Raw genomic sequence first — 15,504 nt, forward strand, 5'->3', positions numbered from 1 at the left:
TACGTTCGTAAATCCTTATTCTACTAACATTTGTAGCATACTATACAATATGAAATTCAACAAATCAGTTAACCTGATCATAAAACTGGTTATCCCTATACTTACCATCTGTGAGATAGCTTCCGCGCAGAACGTACCGGTGGAAACCGCCAAACAACCGGAAGCGGCGCCGCTATGGCCGGCAGCCGGGTATGACAGTATCCTGCGGAACTATATCTGCAGCTGGGAACCCGCTATGCCACTGACCAATCCGGCAGAGGTGGCCAACGCCGCACGTCCGGCGTCAGAAGTGAAATTGACCACACAATATTTTGATGCCATCGGCCGGCCCTTGCAAACGGTCAACAAACAAATGAGTGGTTCCGGAAAGGACATCGTGTCCATGTTTTTGTACGACATGATGGGGCGGGAAAAACTAAAATACCTGCCTTATGCCGCCCAAACCGGCAATACCAGCGACGGTAAGTTCAAGCTGAATCCATTTGCGGACCAGAAGAACTTTTACCTGAACGAGGCTTTAAACCCCGGCACAGCCGGTGAAACCGTATACTATAGCGAGACTGAATTTGAACGCTCTCCGCTGAACCGTGTACTAAAAACTTACAGCCCTGGTAACAGCTGGGCCCAAACCGGCGGCAATCACCCCACAGGACAAGATTTTGCCGCTAATACCGCTGAAGATGCCGTGCGCATCTGGACGATAGCAGATGACCAGGCCGTACCTGTGAGCCCGGGCACTTATGCAGCCAAACAACTCTACAAACATATCGCCTACGATGAACAGGGGCAGACCACCGTCACCTTTACAGATAAAGACGGCCGGCAAATACTGAAGAAGGTACAACTGGGCAACGACTGGCTCAGCACCTACTACGTGTATGACAACTCCGGCAACCTGCGGTTTGTCATACCTCCCCGGCCCACGCAGCTTATCAACGGCAGCTGGGACCTCTCGCCTGTAGCCGCCGAGCTTTGTTTCCAGTATCAGTACGATGAACGTAACCGGGTAATTGTAAAGAAAGTCCCGGGCGCCACCCCCGTGGAAATGGTATATGATATCCGTGACCGGCTGGTATTGACACGTGACGGCAACCTGAAAAGCAAACAGCAATGGCTGCTGTCTTTTTATGATGGCCTTAATCGTGTTGTGGAAACAGCATTGTACACAGCCGATACCAACACCTATAGCAGGGAGGTACTGCAACAGAAGCTGAACACCTCCATCGGCGCCGGCAGTGTTCAATATGATTTTCCGGGAATAACCCACCTTGTGGTTAAAACAAACGACCGGCAACTTTATGAAGCACGGGAAAGCATTACCATCGAGCCCGAATTTGATTCTGGCAATGGGGACAATCTGGATTTTCAGATCAATCCGTCTTTATCAACCGGTACGATCTACCTACCGGTGACTAACCCGCTGCCCGACATATCCCCGGCTGCGTTAACGCCGCTTACCTTCACTTTTTATGACCATTATTCCAATGATGGCCAGAAAGCCGCAGTCACAGAAGACTTCAGCAAGCCACAGGCAGGCAGCAATCTTTATGCACAGCCCATCCGGGTCAACACGCTCGCTGAAGGAATGGTAACGGGAACACGCATACGCGTTTTAGGCACTGACACCTGGCTGACCACCACTAACTACTACGATGATGACAACCGGCTGATACAAACTATCAGCGACAATCTGAGCGGCGGACAGGATGTAAACACTATGATGTACGATTTCAGCGGAAAAGTACTGAGCACCTACGTATCCCACCGGAACAAGCAGAGCAGCGCTACACCTGAAACCAAAGTGCTCACCATGATGCACTACGACCATGCAGGCCGGGTGGATGAGATCATCAAACAGATTAATGACAACCCGGCTTGGCAACGAACTATTGTAGCCAACAGCTACAATGAGCTGGGGCTGATGAAAACCAAGCGCCTTGGCGTCACCGCCGGCGGACAGCTGGAAACGCTCGAATATGAATACAATATCCGCGGCTGGTTAAAGGGCATTAACAGAAAGTTCGCCACCGGAAAGACAAGTGACAACTGGTTTGGCCAGGAGCTCAGCTATGACTACGGATTTACCGGTAAGCAGTTCAACGGCAACATCGCCGGCGCAAAATGGAAAAGCCGCTCAGATGGACTGGCGCGGGCGTTTGGTTATCAATATGATCAGGCTAATCGCGTGACCGCAGCCGACTTCAGTCAGCTGGAAGGAACTACCTCCTGGACGAAAACGAAAATGGACTTCTCTGTCAGCAATCTGACCTACGATGCCAATGGAAATATCCTGTCCATGAGCCAGAAAGGTATGGAAGGAGGCGCTGTCAAGATGATTGACAGCCTGAAATATGGCTATCTTCCCAACAGCAACAAACTATCTTTCGTTACAGATAAACAGAATAATCCCAATACCCTGCTGGGCGATTTCCGGGAGAAACAAAACGATGAATCCCCGGATTACGCCTATGACCGTAATGGCAACCAGATCCTTGATCAGAACAAACAGCTGACCATCTACTATAATCATCTCAATCTTCCCGACAGCATCGTTGTGACAGGGAAGGGATACATCACCTACACTTACGATGCCGGCGGAAATAAATTGAGGAAGAAAGTCGTGGACCAATCCGGCCAGGGAAAGACCACTGTTACCGATTATACCGGCGCATTTCAGTATACCAATGATACCTTACGCATCATCAGTCACGAAGAAGGCCGTATCCGCACCATCGTTAAAGCTGGTGCTCCGCTGGACTACAAATACGACTATTTCGTTAAGGACCATCTGGGCAATATACGTATGCTGCTGACGGAACAGACAGATTTCACCATGTATGCCGCTACCATGGAAAATGCCCGTGCCGCGGTTGAAACGGCGCTGTTCAGCAATGTGAACGAAACCCGTGTACCCAAGCCAGCAGGCTATCCTAATGACGACATAGACAGCAAAAACGCTGCCGTGGCCAAGTTAAACGCCAACCCCGGCGGGAATAAAATCGGGCCGTCACTGGTGCTCCGTGTAATGGCCGGCGATACCATCCAGGTAAATGCCCGCGCCTTTTATAAATCACAAGGCCCGGTTGCGAAAAACGCACCTCCTCCCGCAGAAGACATGGTAGCTGGCCTGGTGCAGGCTTTCGGCGGACAAGCTGAAGGCGGCAGTCAGCACGGCTTCGCCTCAGGAAACAACGGTACGCCTTTCAACATCAGCTTCTACAACAACAACTACCAGCGGCTCAAAGAGAAGAGCCCGTCTCAGCCGGAAGGTAAACCGAAAGCTTATCTCAATTTTGTATTGTTCGATGATCAGTTTAAATTAGTCGACCAGAACAGCGGTGTTAAACAGGTGAGCGGTGAGGCAGATCAACTGCAAACCCTCGGTACAGACAGAATGCCCATCACGAAAAACGGCTTTCTGTATGTATACACCAGCAATGAGTCACAGCAGGACGTGTTCTTTGATAATTTAGTGGTGACACAAGCTTCCGGACCGGTACTGGAAGAGACGCATTATTATCCGTTTGGATTGACGATGGCGGGCATTAGTTCAAATGCGTTGAAGGGAGGTGGCTATGCGGAGAATAAGATGAGATATAATGGAAAAGAGCTACAAAGTAAGGAGTTTGAAGATGGATGTGGATTGGAGTGGTATGATTATGGGGCGAGGATGTATGATCCACAAATAGGAAGATGGCAGGTATTAGACCCCTTGGCTGATGAGATGCGTAGGCACTCTCCATATAATTATGCATTTGACAACCCAATAAGATTTACTGACCCGGATGGAATGGGGCCTTCGGATATTATTTTAAAGGGAGATGCACGATTCATGGAAAGGGCGTTCGCAGATCTGCAAAAACTTACAAACGACAGATTGGCTTTACTTCCTAGCGGGAAAGTAGTTTTTGCCAATTCACAAGATGCTGCTTTGTCAATAAAAAACGGGGAAGGTGCATCTTTCAACATGTTAAATACCTCTAATAGACCGGTGGGAACTGAATTAGTGAGATCTTTAATAAATTCGTCAAAGACAGCATGGATACAGGAAGCTATCTATGAGAATAAGACAACTGCCGTAGACGACAATCCTGAAGCCGACCTTAAATCAGATGGAACAAAAGGCAAAGGGTCTGATGTCCTTATTTTATATAGCCCTTATGATACAGAAGGAGGAACCGACGTTAATGGTAGTCGGCAAAGGCCTACTGCAATAGCGCTTGGACATGAGATGAAGCATGGCCAGAATATGATGACAGGACAGAGGGATAGAAAGGCATCAGGAAAATCAGACCCCGAGGTACAGGGTAAAGAACTCAGCAAAGAAGAAGCTAAGACAAGAGTATTTGAAAACATCATTCGCGATGAACAAAAGATTCCACACAGAATACTACCTTAATATGAGACTTTTTTTAACTACGATCTTTTTTTTATTAGTCGCTTGCGATATTAAACAGCCGCAGGAATGCAATACCAAGTATCGGATATGCGTCTGGAATGCACATCCTTCCAAAGCATATACAGATTATTACAAGATCAACAATGATAGTCTTTCAATTGAATTTATCGGAGGTGTAGTGGGTGACACCAACAAAAAGATATTTAGTAAAGCACTAACAAAAGTGGAGCAACAAAGCTTATGTAACTATCTTAGTACTTTCGATATTGACACATTAAAATCAGCGTATATTAATCAATTTGTAGAAGATGGGGATCAGAAAAGAATTGAATTAAAAATTGGAACAAAAAATAAAACGATCGACGTGTCAAATTTTTATCAGAAAGACCTTGATGGTCTTTTTGAGGTGATCAACAGTGTAATTGATAATAAGCGCTATAAGATCTACTACGAAAAACCGGCAGCTTCAAAGTAAACATGGTAGTATACATAAAGTGTATAAATAGAGTTAAAGACTAGGTTTAATCTATCATCAAATATAATGGACAATTGTCCCAATGTCTGATTCCAGTTGTCTACTGGCTTGCTCTATTTGGCGCAGATATTCTCATGGACGAGAAATAAGAGTTTCATCAAGGCGCCTTCCGATTGGAAGGCGCCTTTTGATTTTATGACGGCGCGCAGCTGCCGATGGAAGGCTTCGATAAAATTGGTGGTATACATGTTCCGCAGATGTCTTCGTAAAGTTAGCTATCTGGTTGATTTTGGGAAACATGGTAAACTCTCTTCAGGACATGGACATGTTATGTCCATTCCAGGAAACCTGGGTAGTGGCCACTTGCATGAAAACCATGCCCCTTTTAGTTTGGTGCTAAAGGCATATCTTGCCATTCCGTCTAATATAAACTATGCCGTACTTTAGGACAGTAAAGATTAAAGATATGATAACCGAAATAACTAGAAAATACGGGCATTTCGCCGATGCCTTGCTTCTTAGCTTTTCTTTTGAGAGCAATGTCCATTCAGCTTCCGGCAAAGGAAAAATTGAAATTCTTATTAATTGTATGAATAGTGAAAATGACTTTGAATGGGAGAAGGTTAAATTAGTCTTTGAAGAAGTGACATGCTTTCGGTTTATTGAAAACAGGAATACTTCCTCTGTAGCGATTAATGCTGCAATGCTTAATCATAATAACGATGAAATAACTTTCGATTTTTTCCGTTAATGTTTAACCACGAATTAGTGGAAAATCCAGAATCGGATTTTATTATTAAATGCAAAAAGCTCACATATGTCGTTATTTGATGTTTATCTCCCCGGAATAACCCCGTTGTTCGCAATTTTACAATTTCACGCCCTCCAAAACCATTTGTTTTGCAGAAAAAACAGATGAAACAATTCCTTATGCTCAGCCTGATGGCCCTCGCTTTTTCCGCGGCCAACGGCCAGTCTGAAGATCAACCGCTAAAAGCAGCCAGAAAGGCGATAGAAGCCAGCAACGCCATTTACTCCGATTTAGCCAATAAAAACGATGGCTCTATCCTGACAAGGTATACCGACGATGCGTGTTTGTATCCGCCCAATGCAGCGCCGGTATGCGGAAAAGACAATATTGTGAAGTTCTTTAAAGACGGTCCGAAAGTCAACAGCAAATTCACCATCCTGCACCTGTACGGCGACGGACAAACAACCGTTACGGAAGAAAGCCATTACGAACTGACCGATATGAAAGGCAATAAAATGGATGACGGCAAAGTAATCGTCATCTGGAAAAAAACGGCCAACGGCTGGAAGATGCACCGTGACATGTTCAGCAGCAACCACCCGGCGAAATAAACTAAAAACCGATGTTCACCGCCTGCTGAAAGGCTGCATCGTTTTTGATCAGCCGCTGCCGCGCCTCAGAAGGCGTGATACCGGTAAATTTTCTGAATTCTTTGATAAAATGCGCCTGGTCATAATACCCGGCGTCATAGGCCACTGCGGTCAGTGACGCCGGGGTATCCAACACCAGCCGCAGGCTTCTGTTGAACCGCACCACGGCCACCAGCGCAGCCGGACTGAGACCCACATGCTGCAGGCAGAGTTTCTGGATATATCTCTCTGATATACCGGATTTACGGGCAACAGCGGGCAAATCCAGTTTATCATCTCCCAATAAAAAAAATTGAGAGAGCTGTTGTACAACAGTCACTTTCTTCAACTGCTTTTCATGCTGTTTTAATTGTTCCAGCAGGAACTGCTCCAACACCCTGATTTTATCATAAATAGTACCGGCTTCCATGATCCGGCTGTATAGTTCCCGGTGCTCCCGTGAACGCACATCGTACAGGTCGGTGGCATAATTGGTGAATTCGGCCAGCGGGTTGGAAAAAAACAAGGCGCCGGCATGTGGATAAATGCGTGCTATCAACACGGTGGTGCCTTTGGTAACCGTCACCCTGGTGGGCAGGGTAAGATGTCCCAACAGTTCTATGGAAGGCGTGTCTTTTTTTCTGCCATTAATGATCGTGGCAGCGGCCCCGGACAGATTTATAACAAGATCGATATACCCGCTGGGATAAAACACCTCGTTATCGAGATCTTCCTCAATCGTCACAACGGTATAATTCTTTATGTAGGGCGCTAAGATGGCCGATGGCAAACATTGCATCAAAGTAGGGCATAAGGCGTTCCCTGTTAAAGTTAATCAAACTAAAGCAGTCATCAAACCCTTTGCAGACAAGTATTGTATCAACCGGAAAAAATGTCGTAATCAACCCGGGGATTGTCGTAGCGGCCCCTCTTGTGTTTTAAACGGCCGCCTTACATTTGGTGTATAAATCCTTTGATCATGCGAAAACTAATGATGAAAATGTCTATGTCTGTCGACGGGTTTGTCGCCTCCTCCAATGGCAGGCTAGACTGGCTCTTCAAGTCTGCGGATGAAACATCAACAGCCTGGGTGATCGGGCTTTGCGAATCGGCAGGGCTGCATATTATGGGCAGTAAGAGCTTTCATGATATGGCATCTTATTGGCCCACTTCGCCTCTTCCCATTGCAAGGCCGATGAACGAGATACCCAAAGCCTTCTTTACCCAAAAAGGGGTCGCAGGTTTTGACCCTTCACGTACCACCAACGCTGTGGAAAGCGCCAGGCAATATGATGCAGGCAGTGGAGTGGTGGCCAACGAGGTACAATCACCTGCCGCAATATCCTGGGCCGAAGCCCGGATTTTCAGCGGTGATCTCGCCGAAAACATCAAAGCACTCAAAGCTGAACCGGGAAAACCCATCTTAGCGCACGGAGGTGCAGGGTTCATGCGGAGCCTCATAACAACCGGCCTTATAGACGAATATCATTTGGTGACACATCCCGTAGCATTGGGCACAGGACTTCCGATATTCAACGGCCTTTCTAAAGAACTGGACCTGAAACTGGTAAATACGAAGGTATTCCCCGGAGGAATTATTGCACGTACCTATCACCCTGCGTAAGTTTTTTATTCGTCAGCAGTTGCTTTCCTCATGGCCCTGAAACCCTCTTTTACAACGGGTACCAGCGTGGGCGTAAAAAACTGGGGCTTGAACACGATGTTTTTTGTTTCCTTGTTGACAATCCATTGCCAACGCCTGGCTAATATAAAATCCAGCCGTTGTTGGCGAGTAAGGCCGGGTAATGTGTAGTAATCGGTATGCTCCCCTTCCTTGCCGGAATTCTGGCGGTAGGTGTCGGTGATGGCCACTTTATGCTGCCGTTCAAAATTCTTTATCATGGCGGCGTTTTCGGCACCCCGCTTCCATTGCGGATCTTGCGGGCAACAAGCGGACCCTAAACTTTCTGTCCGGTATACCACCAGGGTATCTTCAGGTATGCGCGGAGTAACGAATTCCAGCTTCGGCTGCTCGCCCGCAACACGGACACTGTCCACCGTCATGGTCCCCTCATTTCTGCGGATATGATAATAAATATTGGTGGTGACAGGTTCCGCGCACATGTTATTCCGGGTGGCAGCTTCGGCCACTTTATGATAATACTCCCAGTCCGGCACAATCAGCGTCAATTCTTTAATCGAAGGATAAAAAGTATTGGTCGCTTTAAACATCTCTACCGGGATGTGCGCGTTCACCAAAAACACATAGTTTGAATCAGGATGTTCTTCCAGTGGAATGTCCACCAGGTAATTGCCTGCGGCTTCCGCTACATGCTTGTCCTCAATCATGATAACGTGATCATAGGATGGACGCAGCCAGCTGGTATCTGCTGACGCCTGTGGTTTCGCTTGTGCCATACAACCTGAACTTAAAAGGATTAAACATATTTGTCTGATCATCATAAAGTAGTTTATACCGTACCGTTACCGGCTAATTGATGAAAATCTTGTTTTGCTGTTCGCTTTGGAAGCTTCTTCCAACCATAGGATGCTCCTTTACCCACCATTTCCACAACCCGGACAACATTTTTTTTACGACTGCCATCTTATACCCCCAAAAATGAGGAAAGAAACCGGAAGTTTAAACGGCGATTGACATCCGCGGCATATAGGGCATCATTTGCGGACTTACCACCAACAAATGCGAATAATTCTTCAGCCAGGCTCATCAGCCGTGAGTCCTGAGTAGCATGCCTATACGATTATCGCGCCCGGCCGCAGGCTTTTTTCAGCCGGAATTTATTTGGATACTATCGCCAGACAATTTATCTTAGCAACTAAGATATTTACTTAATAAGATATAAAAATGGAGCAGGACATTATTAAACAGATCAGAAAATTGACCCAGGCATATGCTTACACCGCGCTGCAAATGCATGAAGCCGTGGCCCGCAAAGCCGGGCTTTCCGGCACTGACCATAAATACCTCGGCTTCCTGCTGGAACGGGGCGAAATGACAGCCGGCGACCTGGCAACACTGACCGGCCTCACTACCGGCGCTATCACCGGTCTGATTGACCGGTTCGAAAAAAAGGACCTGGTAAAGAGAAAATTTGCGGAAGGCGACCGGAGAAAAGTGCTCATTGAGCCTAACACCAGGCTTATCATGGCGCTGTTTGAACCGCTGTACAAGGATTTCCGGAGCAAATCGGAAAAATTGACCGCTTCGTTCTCCGAAAAAGAAGCTAAAGTCATTGAACGCTATTTTTCCCAGGCAATTGAAATCATGCAGGAAACCACTACTAAACTCAATCAATAAATATTATGTGCGCCTACATACTCGACTTTCAGGAAATAGATAAAACGATGGTGGCCCAGGCCGGTGGCAAAGGCGCCAACCTTGGGGAACTATGCCGCATAGAAGGGATACAGGTGCCTCCTGGCTTTTGTGTCACCACAGCCGCCTACCAGGCAGCGATCAGCCACCAGGCAACGTTGCAGGCATTACTAAACCAGCTGGCCCTGCTGCAGGCAGATGACAGGAAGAACATCAGTGACATCAGCGCCCGCGTCCGCGCTACCATCGAAAGCATCGCCATCCCGGAGGATATTGCCGCAGCAGTGGCGGACCATCTTCATTTACTGGGCGAGGACAAAGCCTATGCCGTACGCTCCAGCGCCACGGCGGAAGACTTGCCTACGGCCTCTTTCGCCGGCCAGCAGGACACCTATCTGAACATCACCGGCAAAACCGCCATCCTGCAACATATCAGCCGGTGCTGGGCATCGTTGTACACAGACAGGGCTGTCACCTACCGCTTACAACAGGGAATTGACCAAAGCAAAGTAAGCTTGGCGGTCGTGGTACAACAAATGATTTTCCCGAAAGTATCGGGCATCCTGTTCACCGCAGACCCGGTAACGTCCAACAGGAAAGTGCTCTCCGTCGACGCCAGCTTCGGACTGGGCGAAGCCCTGGTCTCCGGCCTCGTCAACGCAGACAACTACAAAGTCCGCGAAGACCGGATCATCGACCGGAAAATATCGAACAAACAACTGGCTGTCCTTCCCGCTGAAAACGGCGGTACACATACACAGCCACTCACGCCGGAACAGCAGCAGCAGGCATCGCTGACAGACCAGCAAGTGCTGACACTCGGTCGCCTTGGAAGAAAAATTGAAGCGCATTTCGGCAGTCCGCAAGACATCGAATGGTGTCTTGCCAACGACACATGGTATATCGTACAGAGCAGGCCTATCACCACTTTATACCCGGTACCCCAGGCGCCGGACAACGAAAATCACGTATATGCGTCAGTTGGCCATAACCAGATGATGACCGACGCCATGAAACCACTGGGCTTATCCTTTTTCCTGATGGCCACATCAGGGCGTATGTACCCCGCCGGCGGAAGACTGTTCATCGATATTTCCAACTTCCTCGCAACACCATCGGGAAGGGAAGCCATTATGAACACACTGGGCAAATCCGATCCACTGACCAGAGATGCCCTTACCATCGTCATGGGGCGGGAAGGTTTCATCAAACCATTGCCGGACAATAAAACGGAACGTCCTCTCCCTACCAGCGAAGGACAGCCGCCACTGGAAAACGACCCGGCCATTACTGCTGAACTCATCGCCAACAGCCGATCTTCGATCGAACTATTAAAACAAAACATTCAAACCAAATCAGGACTGGAGTTATTTGATTTTATCCCGGAAGATGTACAGCAATCCAGAAAAATCACTTTTGAGTCCAAAAGCCTGCGGGTGGTCATAGCCGCCGTGGAGGCCCTATTCTGGATCAATGAACATATAGAAGAATGGCTGGGCGAGAAAGGCGTTGCAGGCACACTCTCCCAATCCGTTCCCAACAACATCACATCTGAAATGGGACTGGCCCTGCTGGACGTAGCAGACGTGATCCGTCCCTACCCGGAAGTGGTGGCCTATCTGCAACAAACAACCGCCGACAATTTCCTGGACCTGTTACCGCAGTTGAAAGGCGGGCAGGAAGCCCACGACGCTATCACAGCATATCTTCAGAAATATGGCATGCGCTGCGTGGGAGAAATCGACATCACTAAAACCCGCTGGATTGAAAAGCCGCTCAATCTCGTCCCTCTTATTCTCAGTAACATCCGCAACTTTGAGCCAGGCGCCGGTATCCGGAAGTTTGAACAGGGCAAACAGGAAGCCTTACAAAAAGAACAGGAACTATTGCAACGGTTAAAGTCCCTGCCCGACGGAGAACAAAAAGCCGCTGAAACGCAACAAAAGATCAGCCTGATGCGCAACTTCCTCGGCTACCGCGAGTACCCCAAATACACGCTGGTGAACCGCTACTTTATCTATAAACAGGCTTTGCTGAAAGAAGCGGAACAACTGGTACAGGCCAACGTTATCCGCGAAAAAGAAGATGTCTATTATCTTACTTTCCAGGAATTCCGCGAAGTGGTACGCAGCCGGCAGGTAGATGACGAACTTATCCGTCAACGAAAAGAAGAGTATAAACTATTTGAAAAACTGACACCGCCACGGATGATCACTTCTGACGGCGAAATCATTAACGGCAGTTACAAACGGGAAAACCTGCCGCCAGGCGCCATCGTTGGAACACCGGTTTCCGCCGGTATCATAGAAGGACGCGCCCGCGTTATCCTCAATATGGCCGATGCCAACCTGGAAGAAGGCGACATCCTCGTCACTGCCTACACCGATCCCAGCTGGACACCATTGTTCGTGTCCATCAAAGGGCTGGTCACGGAAGTCGGCGGGGTGATGACCCATGGCGCAGTGATTGCCCGGGAATATGGCCTCCCGGCCGTAGTGGCCGTGGAAAACGCCACGCGGCTGATCAAAGACGGCCAACGGATACGCGTAAACGGAACGGATGGATATGTGGAGATATTATAAATGCATTCCCAGGGCTGAAGCCCTGGGAATAAAAAATCGTTCTTAACAGAACTGGCCATTCCTGCGGGCTTCATCATCACAATTGATGAAGGTATGGTAGGAAATGCGTCCCTTTAACTGGTCTTTCTGGTCTGTCAGCGCAACGATAGTGGATTTGTTGATCATCAGTTTTTTGGTCAATGAGGGTTTTTTCGTTTTCATTTTCATAACATTTAATAGTAAATCCTCCCTGTCTTTAGTCAAAGGACATGGCCATGGGCGGGTTGTTCAGCACCATAAACTTTTGGAATAATATCATAACAGGCTCCTTGTATTCAGCACGTTTTAATGTACCTAAACCCAAAAACACCCTGGCCGGGCATCTTGAATTCAAATCACTAAACAGCCTGAATCAAACTGTAGCCCGAGGTTTCAACCCTGGGAAAAAGGAGAAAATAGCGTTAGCAGTAGTCATGTTCGGGTTCACGTTCGGGTTCGGATATAACTTGGAAAAACAAACATAAAGACATGGGTTAATCTGATCAATATTCTGTTTATCTAAAATACAAAAAATTATTAAACAAATCAATTTATCATATTTGATTTCCGGTATGTTGTTTCCTTATTATTATCTTTTCCTGTTCTGATATAAAATCTGAATTTATTTTTATAACGTTGCGTACCACATCAATCATAATGACCCGGTACGAGCCACCATCTGACGCTGACCTGATAATGTCCCTGCGAGAGGGCAATAGTGGCGCGTTCACTGAAATCTATAACCGTTACTGGAAACAACTGCTGGCCATCGCTTATCTCCATAGCAGGGATAAAACCATGGCAGAGGAAATTGTGCAGGAAGTGTTTATCAGCCTGTGGAACAGACGTAACGAGCTGTACATCGACAACGTAAATGCCTACCTGGCCACAGCCGTGAAATTATCCGTTTTCAAACAACTGGTACGGCAAAAACGCAGAGACGAGATCAAAGAACAGGTAGCCGTTACAGATACTTCGTCCTTCGATGAAGAACAGATCTACACCCGTTTCCTGCAACAACAGATCAATGGCGTAGTGGAAGTGTTACCGGAAAAATGCCGCCTCGTATTTAAACTCAGCAGAGAAGAAGGGCTTACTATCCCTGAAGTGGCCCTCCGGATGGGCATTGCAGAGAAAACAGCAGAAGCGCATCTCACCAAAGCCCTGAAAGTGCTAAAACTCAGGCTGAACCGCCCCTATATCTGGGTACTCCTCCTTATCAAAGCCCTGATGTAAAAGGCCCCAAAAAAATTTCTACCGGCACTAAGGGTAAAGGCCACCCTTATGGTACATACTCTTGTAACCATCCATCCATGTTATGAACAACAGCGTATCTACCCGCCGCGGGAAAGATGTATACAGTTATGCCAACAAGCCTGGTGAGGGAGACCGGTCTGTCACATGAAAGAACGCCGGCCACCATCAGACGCCGATATCATGATGTCCCTGCGCAGGGACAACGGGCACGCTTTTGCCGAAATTTATAACCGTTACTGGAAAACATTGCTGGCCATCGCCTATCATCATTGCAGGGACAAAACACTTGCGGAAGAAATTGTACAGGAAGTATTCATCGGCCTTTGGAACAGACGCCATAAAAAAGATATTGATAATATTGAAGCTTACCTGGCCACCGCCGTGAAGTTATCTGTCTTTAAACAGTACCTGCGGCAGAAACGAAGAACAGCCATCATAGAACAGACCACCGCCACGATAGTGTCCACACAGGAAGAAGAAAAAATCTATACCAGGCTGCTACAGCAACAAATTAACAACATCGTGGAAACATTGCCTTCGCAATGCCGGCTGGTATTCCGCCTGAGCAGAACGGAAGGCCTGACGATACCCGAGATAGCGAACCAGCTGGGCATCGCGGGAAAAACCGCGGAAGCCCATCTCACCAAGGCTTTAAAGGTACTGAAGCTGAAACTGAACCGGCCCTGTCTGTGGTTGCTCCTGCTGGCGCAATTCTTTATACAATAAAATTATGTCACCCACTAAGGGTAAAACAATACTTGTGGTACATCTCTGTATAACGATAAACCTTACACGTTGAAGGACAACATACATCAACTCATTGAAAAATACCTCGACGGCAGTATTACGCCGGCAGAAGAGGCTGCGCTCATGGCCTGGTACCAGGAACATAATCAAACGGATATCGAATGGGTGTCTGACAATGCAGATGAGGAAGAACAGGTGCGCCTGCGTATGCTGACGCGCCTGGGCCGGCAAATCAATATACCGGCAGCGCCGCCGGTCCGCCGTAAGCGAATGGCATACTACCTTTCGGCCGCCGCAGCAGTGCTGCTGTTACTGGGTTTCGCCGGATATTATTACTTCGCGCAGGTACATGCCCCTGCACATCCGGCCAATACAACACTGGCCTCTAAAGATATCGGTCCCGGCGGTAACAAGGCCGTGCTCACACTTGCCAACGGCGACAAGGTGGTACTGGAGGAGGTACAGAATGGCGTCATATCGCGGCAGGGCAATGCCTCCGTCAATAAAACAGATAGTGGCCGGCTCTCCTACCAGGTAACAGACAACGGCGCCTCCGCTGTGGTTTACAATACCCTTACCACGCCCTATGGCGGCCAGTACCAGATAACCCTGCAGGACGGCACTAAAGTATGGCTCAATGCCGGTTCCTCGCTGCGTTTTCCGGCTTCTTTCGCCGGCAACGAAAGGAACGTTACGCTCACTGGTGAAGCTTATTTTGAAGTGGCCAAAGATAAAGCCAGGCCTTTCCTGGTGACAACCACCACCGGCTCCGAAACGCCTATGACGGTGAAAGTACTGGGCACACACTTCAATATCAACGCTTATCCCGATGAACAACAAAATACCGTCACCCTGCTGGAAGGCGCCGTAAAAGTGGACTATGGCCCGTCCAACGCGCTGCTGGCGCCTGGCAAAGAAGCCATCTTAAACAAAACCACCGGCAGGCTGCATACCGCCGATGGCGACACAGAATCAGCCATAGCCTGGAAAAACGGCTACTTCATATTTGACAACGAAAAAGTAGAAAGCATCATGCGACAGATCAGTCGCTGGTACGACGTGGAAATCACCTATCAGGGCGATGTTTCCCGCAAAGCTATCGGTGGTAGCCTGTCCCGTTCAAAAAATGTGTCCGAAGTATTAAATATGCTGGAATTAACCGGTACTGTTCACTTTAAAACCAATGGAAGGAGGATCATCGTTATGCCATAAAACACCTGCACACACAGGCAGCTATAAAAAACCGGGAGTGTTCCCGCACCCCCGGCCGGTTTGAGCTTACCTGTGAAAAACAAGTTTCAATCGCTAC

General features: G+C 48.0%; 13 protein-coding genes. 10 read left to right on the forward strand and 3 right to left on the reverse strand.

What is annotated here, in order from left to right; translation table 11 throughout:
- Positions 1–49: 49 nt before the first annotated feature.
- The 4 genes from HGH92_RS04010 (at position 50) to HGH92_RS04025 (ending at position 6,236) form a co-directional block, all read left to right on the forward strand.
- Positions 50–4,399, forward strand: a complete 4,350-nt coding sequence (locus tag HGH92_RS04010) for a DUF6443 domain-containing protein (RefSeq protein WP_168869461.1) — start codon at positions 50–52, stop codon at positions 4,397–4,399.
- Position 4,400: 1 nt separating this feature from the next.
- Positions 4,401–4,874, forward strand: a complete 474-nt coding sequence (locus HGH92_RS04015; protein ID WP_168869462.1) for a hypothetical protein — start codon at positions 4,401–4,403, stop codon at positions 4,872–4,874.
- Positions 4,875–5,340: 466 nt separating this feature from the next.
- Positions 5,341–5,625: a hypothetical protein gene (locus tag HGH92_RS04020; protein WP_168869463.1), complete on the forward strand. Its 285-nt coding sequence runs from the start codon at positions 5,341–5,343 to the stop codon at positions 5,623–5,625.
- A gap of 164 nt (positions 5,626–5,789) precedes the next feature.
- The gene (locus HGH92_RS04025) at positions 5,790–6,236 is read left to right on the forward strand and encodes a YybH family protein (RefSeq protein WP_211092532.1); all 447 of its coding nucleotides are present in this window, start codon (positions 5,790–5,792) and stop codon (positions 6,234–6,236) included.
- A gap of 1 nt (position 6,237) precedes the next feature.
- On the opposite strand, the gene HGH92_RS34135 is transcribed toward HGH92_RS04025, so the two are convergent.
- The gene (locus HGH92_RS34135; RefSeq protein WP_168869464.1) at positions 6,238–7,053 is read right to left on the reverse strand and encodes a helix-turn-helix domain-containing protein; all 816 of its coding nucleotides are present in this window, start codon (positions 7,051–7,053) and stop codon (positions 6,238–6,240) included.
- Between the two features lie 180 nt (positions 7,054–7,233).
- Here HGH92_RS34135 and HGH92_RS04035 point away from each other — a divergent pair, with 180 nt between their 5' ends.
- Positions 7,234–7,878 (forward strand): dihydrofolate reductase family protein, encoded by a 645-nt coding sequence (locus tag HGH92_RS04035; RefSeq protein ID WP_168869465.1) that lies wholly within the window; start codon positions 7,234–7,236, stop codon positions 7,876–7,878.
- 5 nt (positions 7,879–7,883) lie between these two features.
- Here HGH92_RS04035 and HGH92_RS04040 read toward each other — a convergent pair whose 3' ends face one another.
- Positions 7,884–8,672 (reverse strand): hypothetical protein, encoded by a 789-nt coding sequence (locus HGH92_RS04040; protein ID WP_168869466.1) that lies wholly within the window; start codon positions 8,670–8,672, stop codon positions 7,884–7,886.
- 448 nt (positions 8,673–9,120) lie between these two features.
- Between HGH92_RS04040 and HGH92_RS04045 the strand changes: the two genes are divergently transcribed.
- Positions 9,121–9,573 (forward strand): MarR family winged helix-turn-helix transcriptional regulator, encoded by a 453-nt coding sequence (locus tag HGH92_RS04045; RefSeq protein WP_168869467.1) that lies wholly within the window; start codon positions 9,121–9,123, stop codon positions 9,571–9,573.
- Positions 9,574–9,578: 5 nt separating this feature from the next.
- On the forward strand, positions 9,579–12,173 hold the full coding sequence (gene ppsA / locus HGH92_RS04050; protein WP_168869468.1) for a phosphoenolpyruvate synthase: 2,595 nt from the start codon (positions 9,579–9,581) through the stop codon (positions 12,171–12,173).
- Between the two features lie 42 nt (positions 12,174–12,215).
- On the opposite strand, the gene HGH92_RS04055 is transcribed toward ppsA, so the two are convergent.
- A complete protein-coding gene (locus HGH92_RS04055; protein WP_168869469.1) occupies positions 12,216–12,374 on the reverse strand; it encodes a class I lanthipeptide in 159 nt (52 codons plus the stop codon).
- 474 nt (positions 12,375–12,848) lie between these two features.
- Between HGH92_RS04055 and HGH92_RS04060 the strand changes: the two genes are divergently transcribed.
- The 3 genes from HGH92_RS04060 (at position 12,849) to HGH92_RS04070 (ending at position 15,407) form a co-directional block, all read left to right on the forward strand.
- On the forward strand, positions 12,849–13,427 hold the full coding sequence (locus HGH92_RS04060) for an RNA polymerase sigma-70 factor (RefSeq protein WP_168869470.1): 579 nt from the start codon (positions 12,849–12,851) through the stop codon (positions 13,425–13,427).
- 165 nt (positions 13,428–13,592) lie between these two features.
- Positions 13,593–14,174, forward strand: coding sequence for an RNA polymerase sigma-70 factor (locus HGH92_RS04065; RefSeq protein ID WP_168869471.1), 582 nt, complete (start codon positions 13,593–13,595; stop codon positions 14,172–14,174).
- A 69-nt stretch (positions 14,175–14,243) separates the two neighbouring features.
- Positions 14,244–15,407: a FecR family protein gene (locus HGH92_RS04070; RefSeq protein ID WP_168869472.1), complete on the forward strand. Its 1,164-nt coding sequence runs from the start codon at positions 14,244–14,246 to the stop codon at positions 15,405–15,407.
- Positions 15,408–15,504 lie beyond the last annotated feature (97 nt).

This window comes from Chitinophaga varians (assembly GCF_012641275.1).
Taxonomy (GTDB): Bacteria; Bacteroidota; Bacteroidia; order Chitinophagales; family Chitinophagaceae; genus Chitinophaga; species Chitinophaga varians_A.

What these genes read in the sequence shown, in the direction of transcription:
- HGH92_RS04010 (WP_168869461.1), top strand. Translation starts at nt 50, where the DNA reads ATGAAATTCAACAAATCAGTTAACCTGATCATAAAACTGGTTATCCCT.
- HGH92_RS04015 (WP_168869462.1), top strand. Translation starts at nt 4,401, where the DNA reads ATGAGACTTTTTTTAACTACGATCTTTTTTTTATTAGTCGCTTGCGAT.
- HGH92_RS04020 (WP_168869463.1), top strand. Translation starts at nt 5,341, where the DNA reads ATGATAACCGAAATAACTAGAAAATACGGGCATTTCGCCGATGCCTTG.
- HGH92_RS04025 (WP_211092532.1), top strand. Translation starts at nt 5,790, where the DNA reads ATGAAACAATTCCTTATGCTCAGCCTGATGGCCCTCGCTTTTTCCGCG.
- HGH92_RS34135 (WP_168869464.1), bottom strand. Translation starts at nt 7,053, where the DNA reads ATGCAATGTTTGCCATCGGCCATCTTAGCGCCCTACATAAAGAATTAT.
- HGH92_RS04035 (WP_168869465.1), top strand. Translation starts at nt 7,234, where the DNA reads ATGCGAAAACTAATGATGAAAATGTCTATGTCTGTCGACGGGTTTGTC.
- HGH92_RS04040 (WP_168869466.1), bottom strand. Translation starts at nt 8,672, where the DNA reads ATGGCACAAGCGAAACCACAGGCGTCAGCAGATACCAGCTGGCTGCGT.
- HGH92_RS04045 (WP_168869467.1), top strand. Translation starts at nt 9,121, where the DNA reads ATGGAGCAGGACATTATTAAACAGATCAGAAAATTGACCCAGGCATAT.
- ppsA (WP_168869468.1), top strand. Translation starts at nt 9,579, where the DNA reads ATGTGCGCCTACATACTCGACTTTCAGGAAATAGATAAAACGATGGTG.
- HGH92_RS04055 (WP_168869469.1), bottom strand. Translation starts at nt 12,374, where the DNA reads ATGAAAACGAAAAAACCCTCATTGACCAAAAAACTGATGATCAACAAA.
- HGH92_RS04060 (WP_168869470.1), top strand. Translation starts at nt 12,849, where the DNA reads ATGACCCGGTACGAGCCACCATCTGACGCTGACCTGATAATGTCCCTG.
- HGH92_RS04065 (WP_168869471.1), top strand. Translation starts at nt 13,593, where the DNA reads ATGAAAGAACGCCGGCCACCATCAGACGCCGATATCATGATGTCCCTG.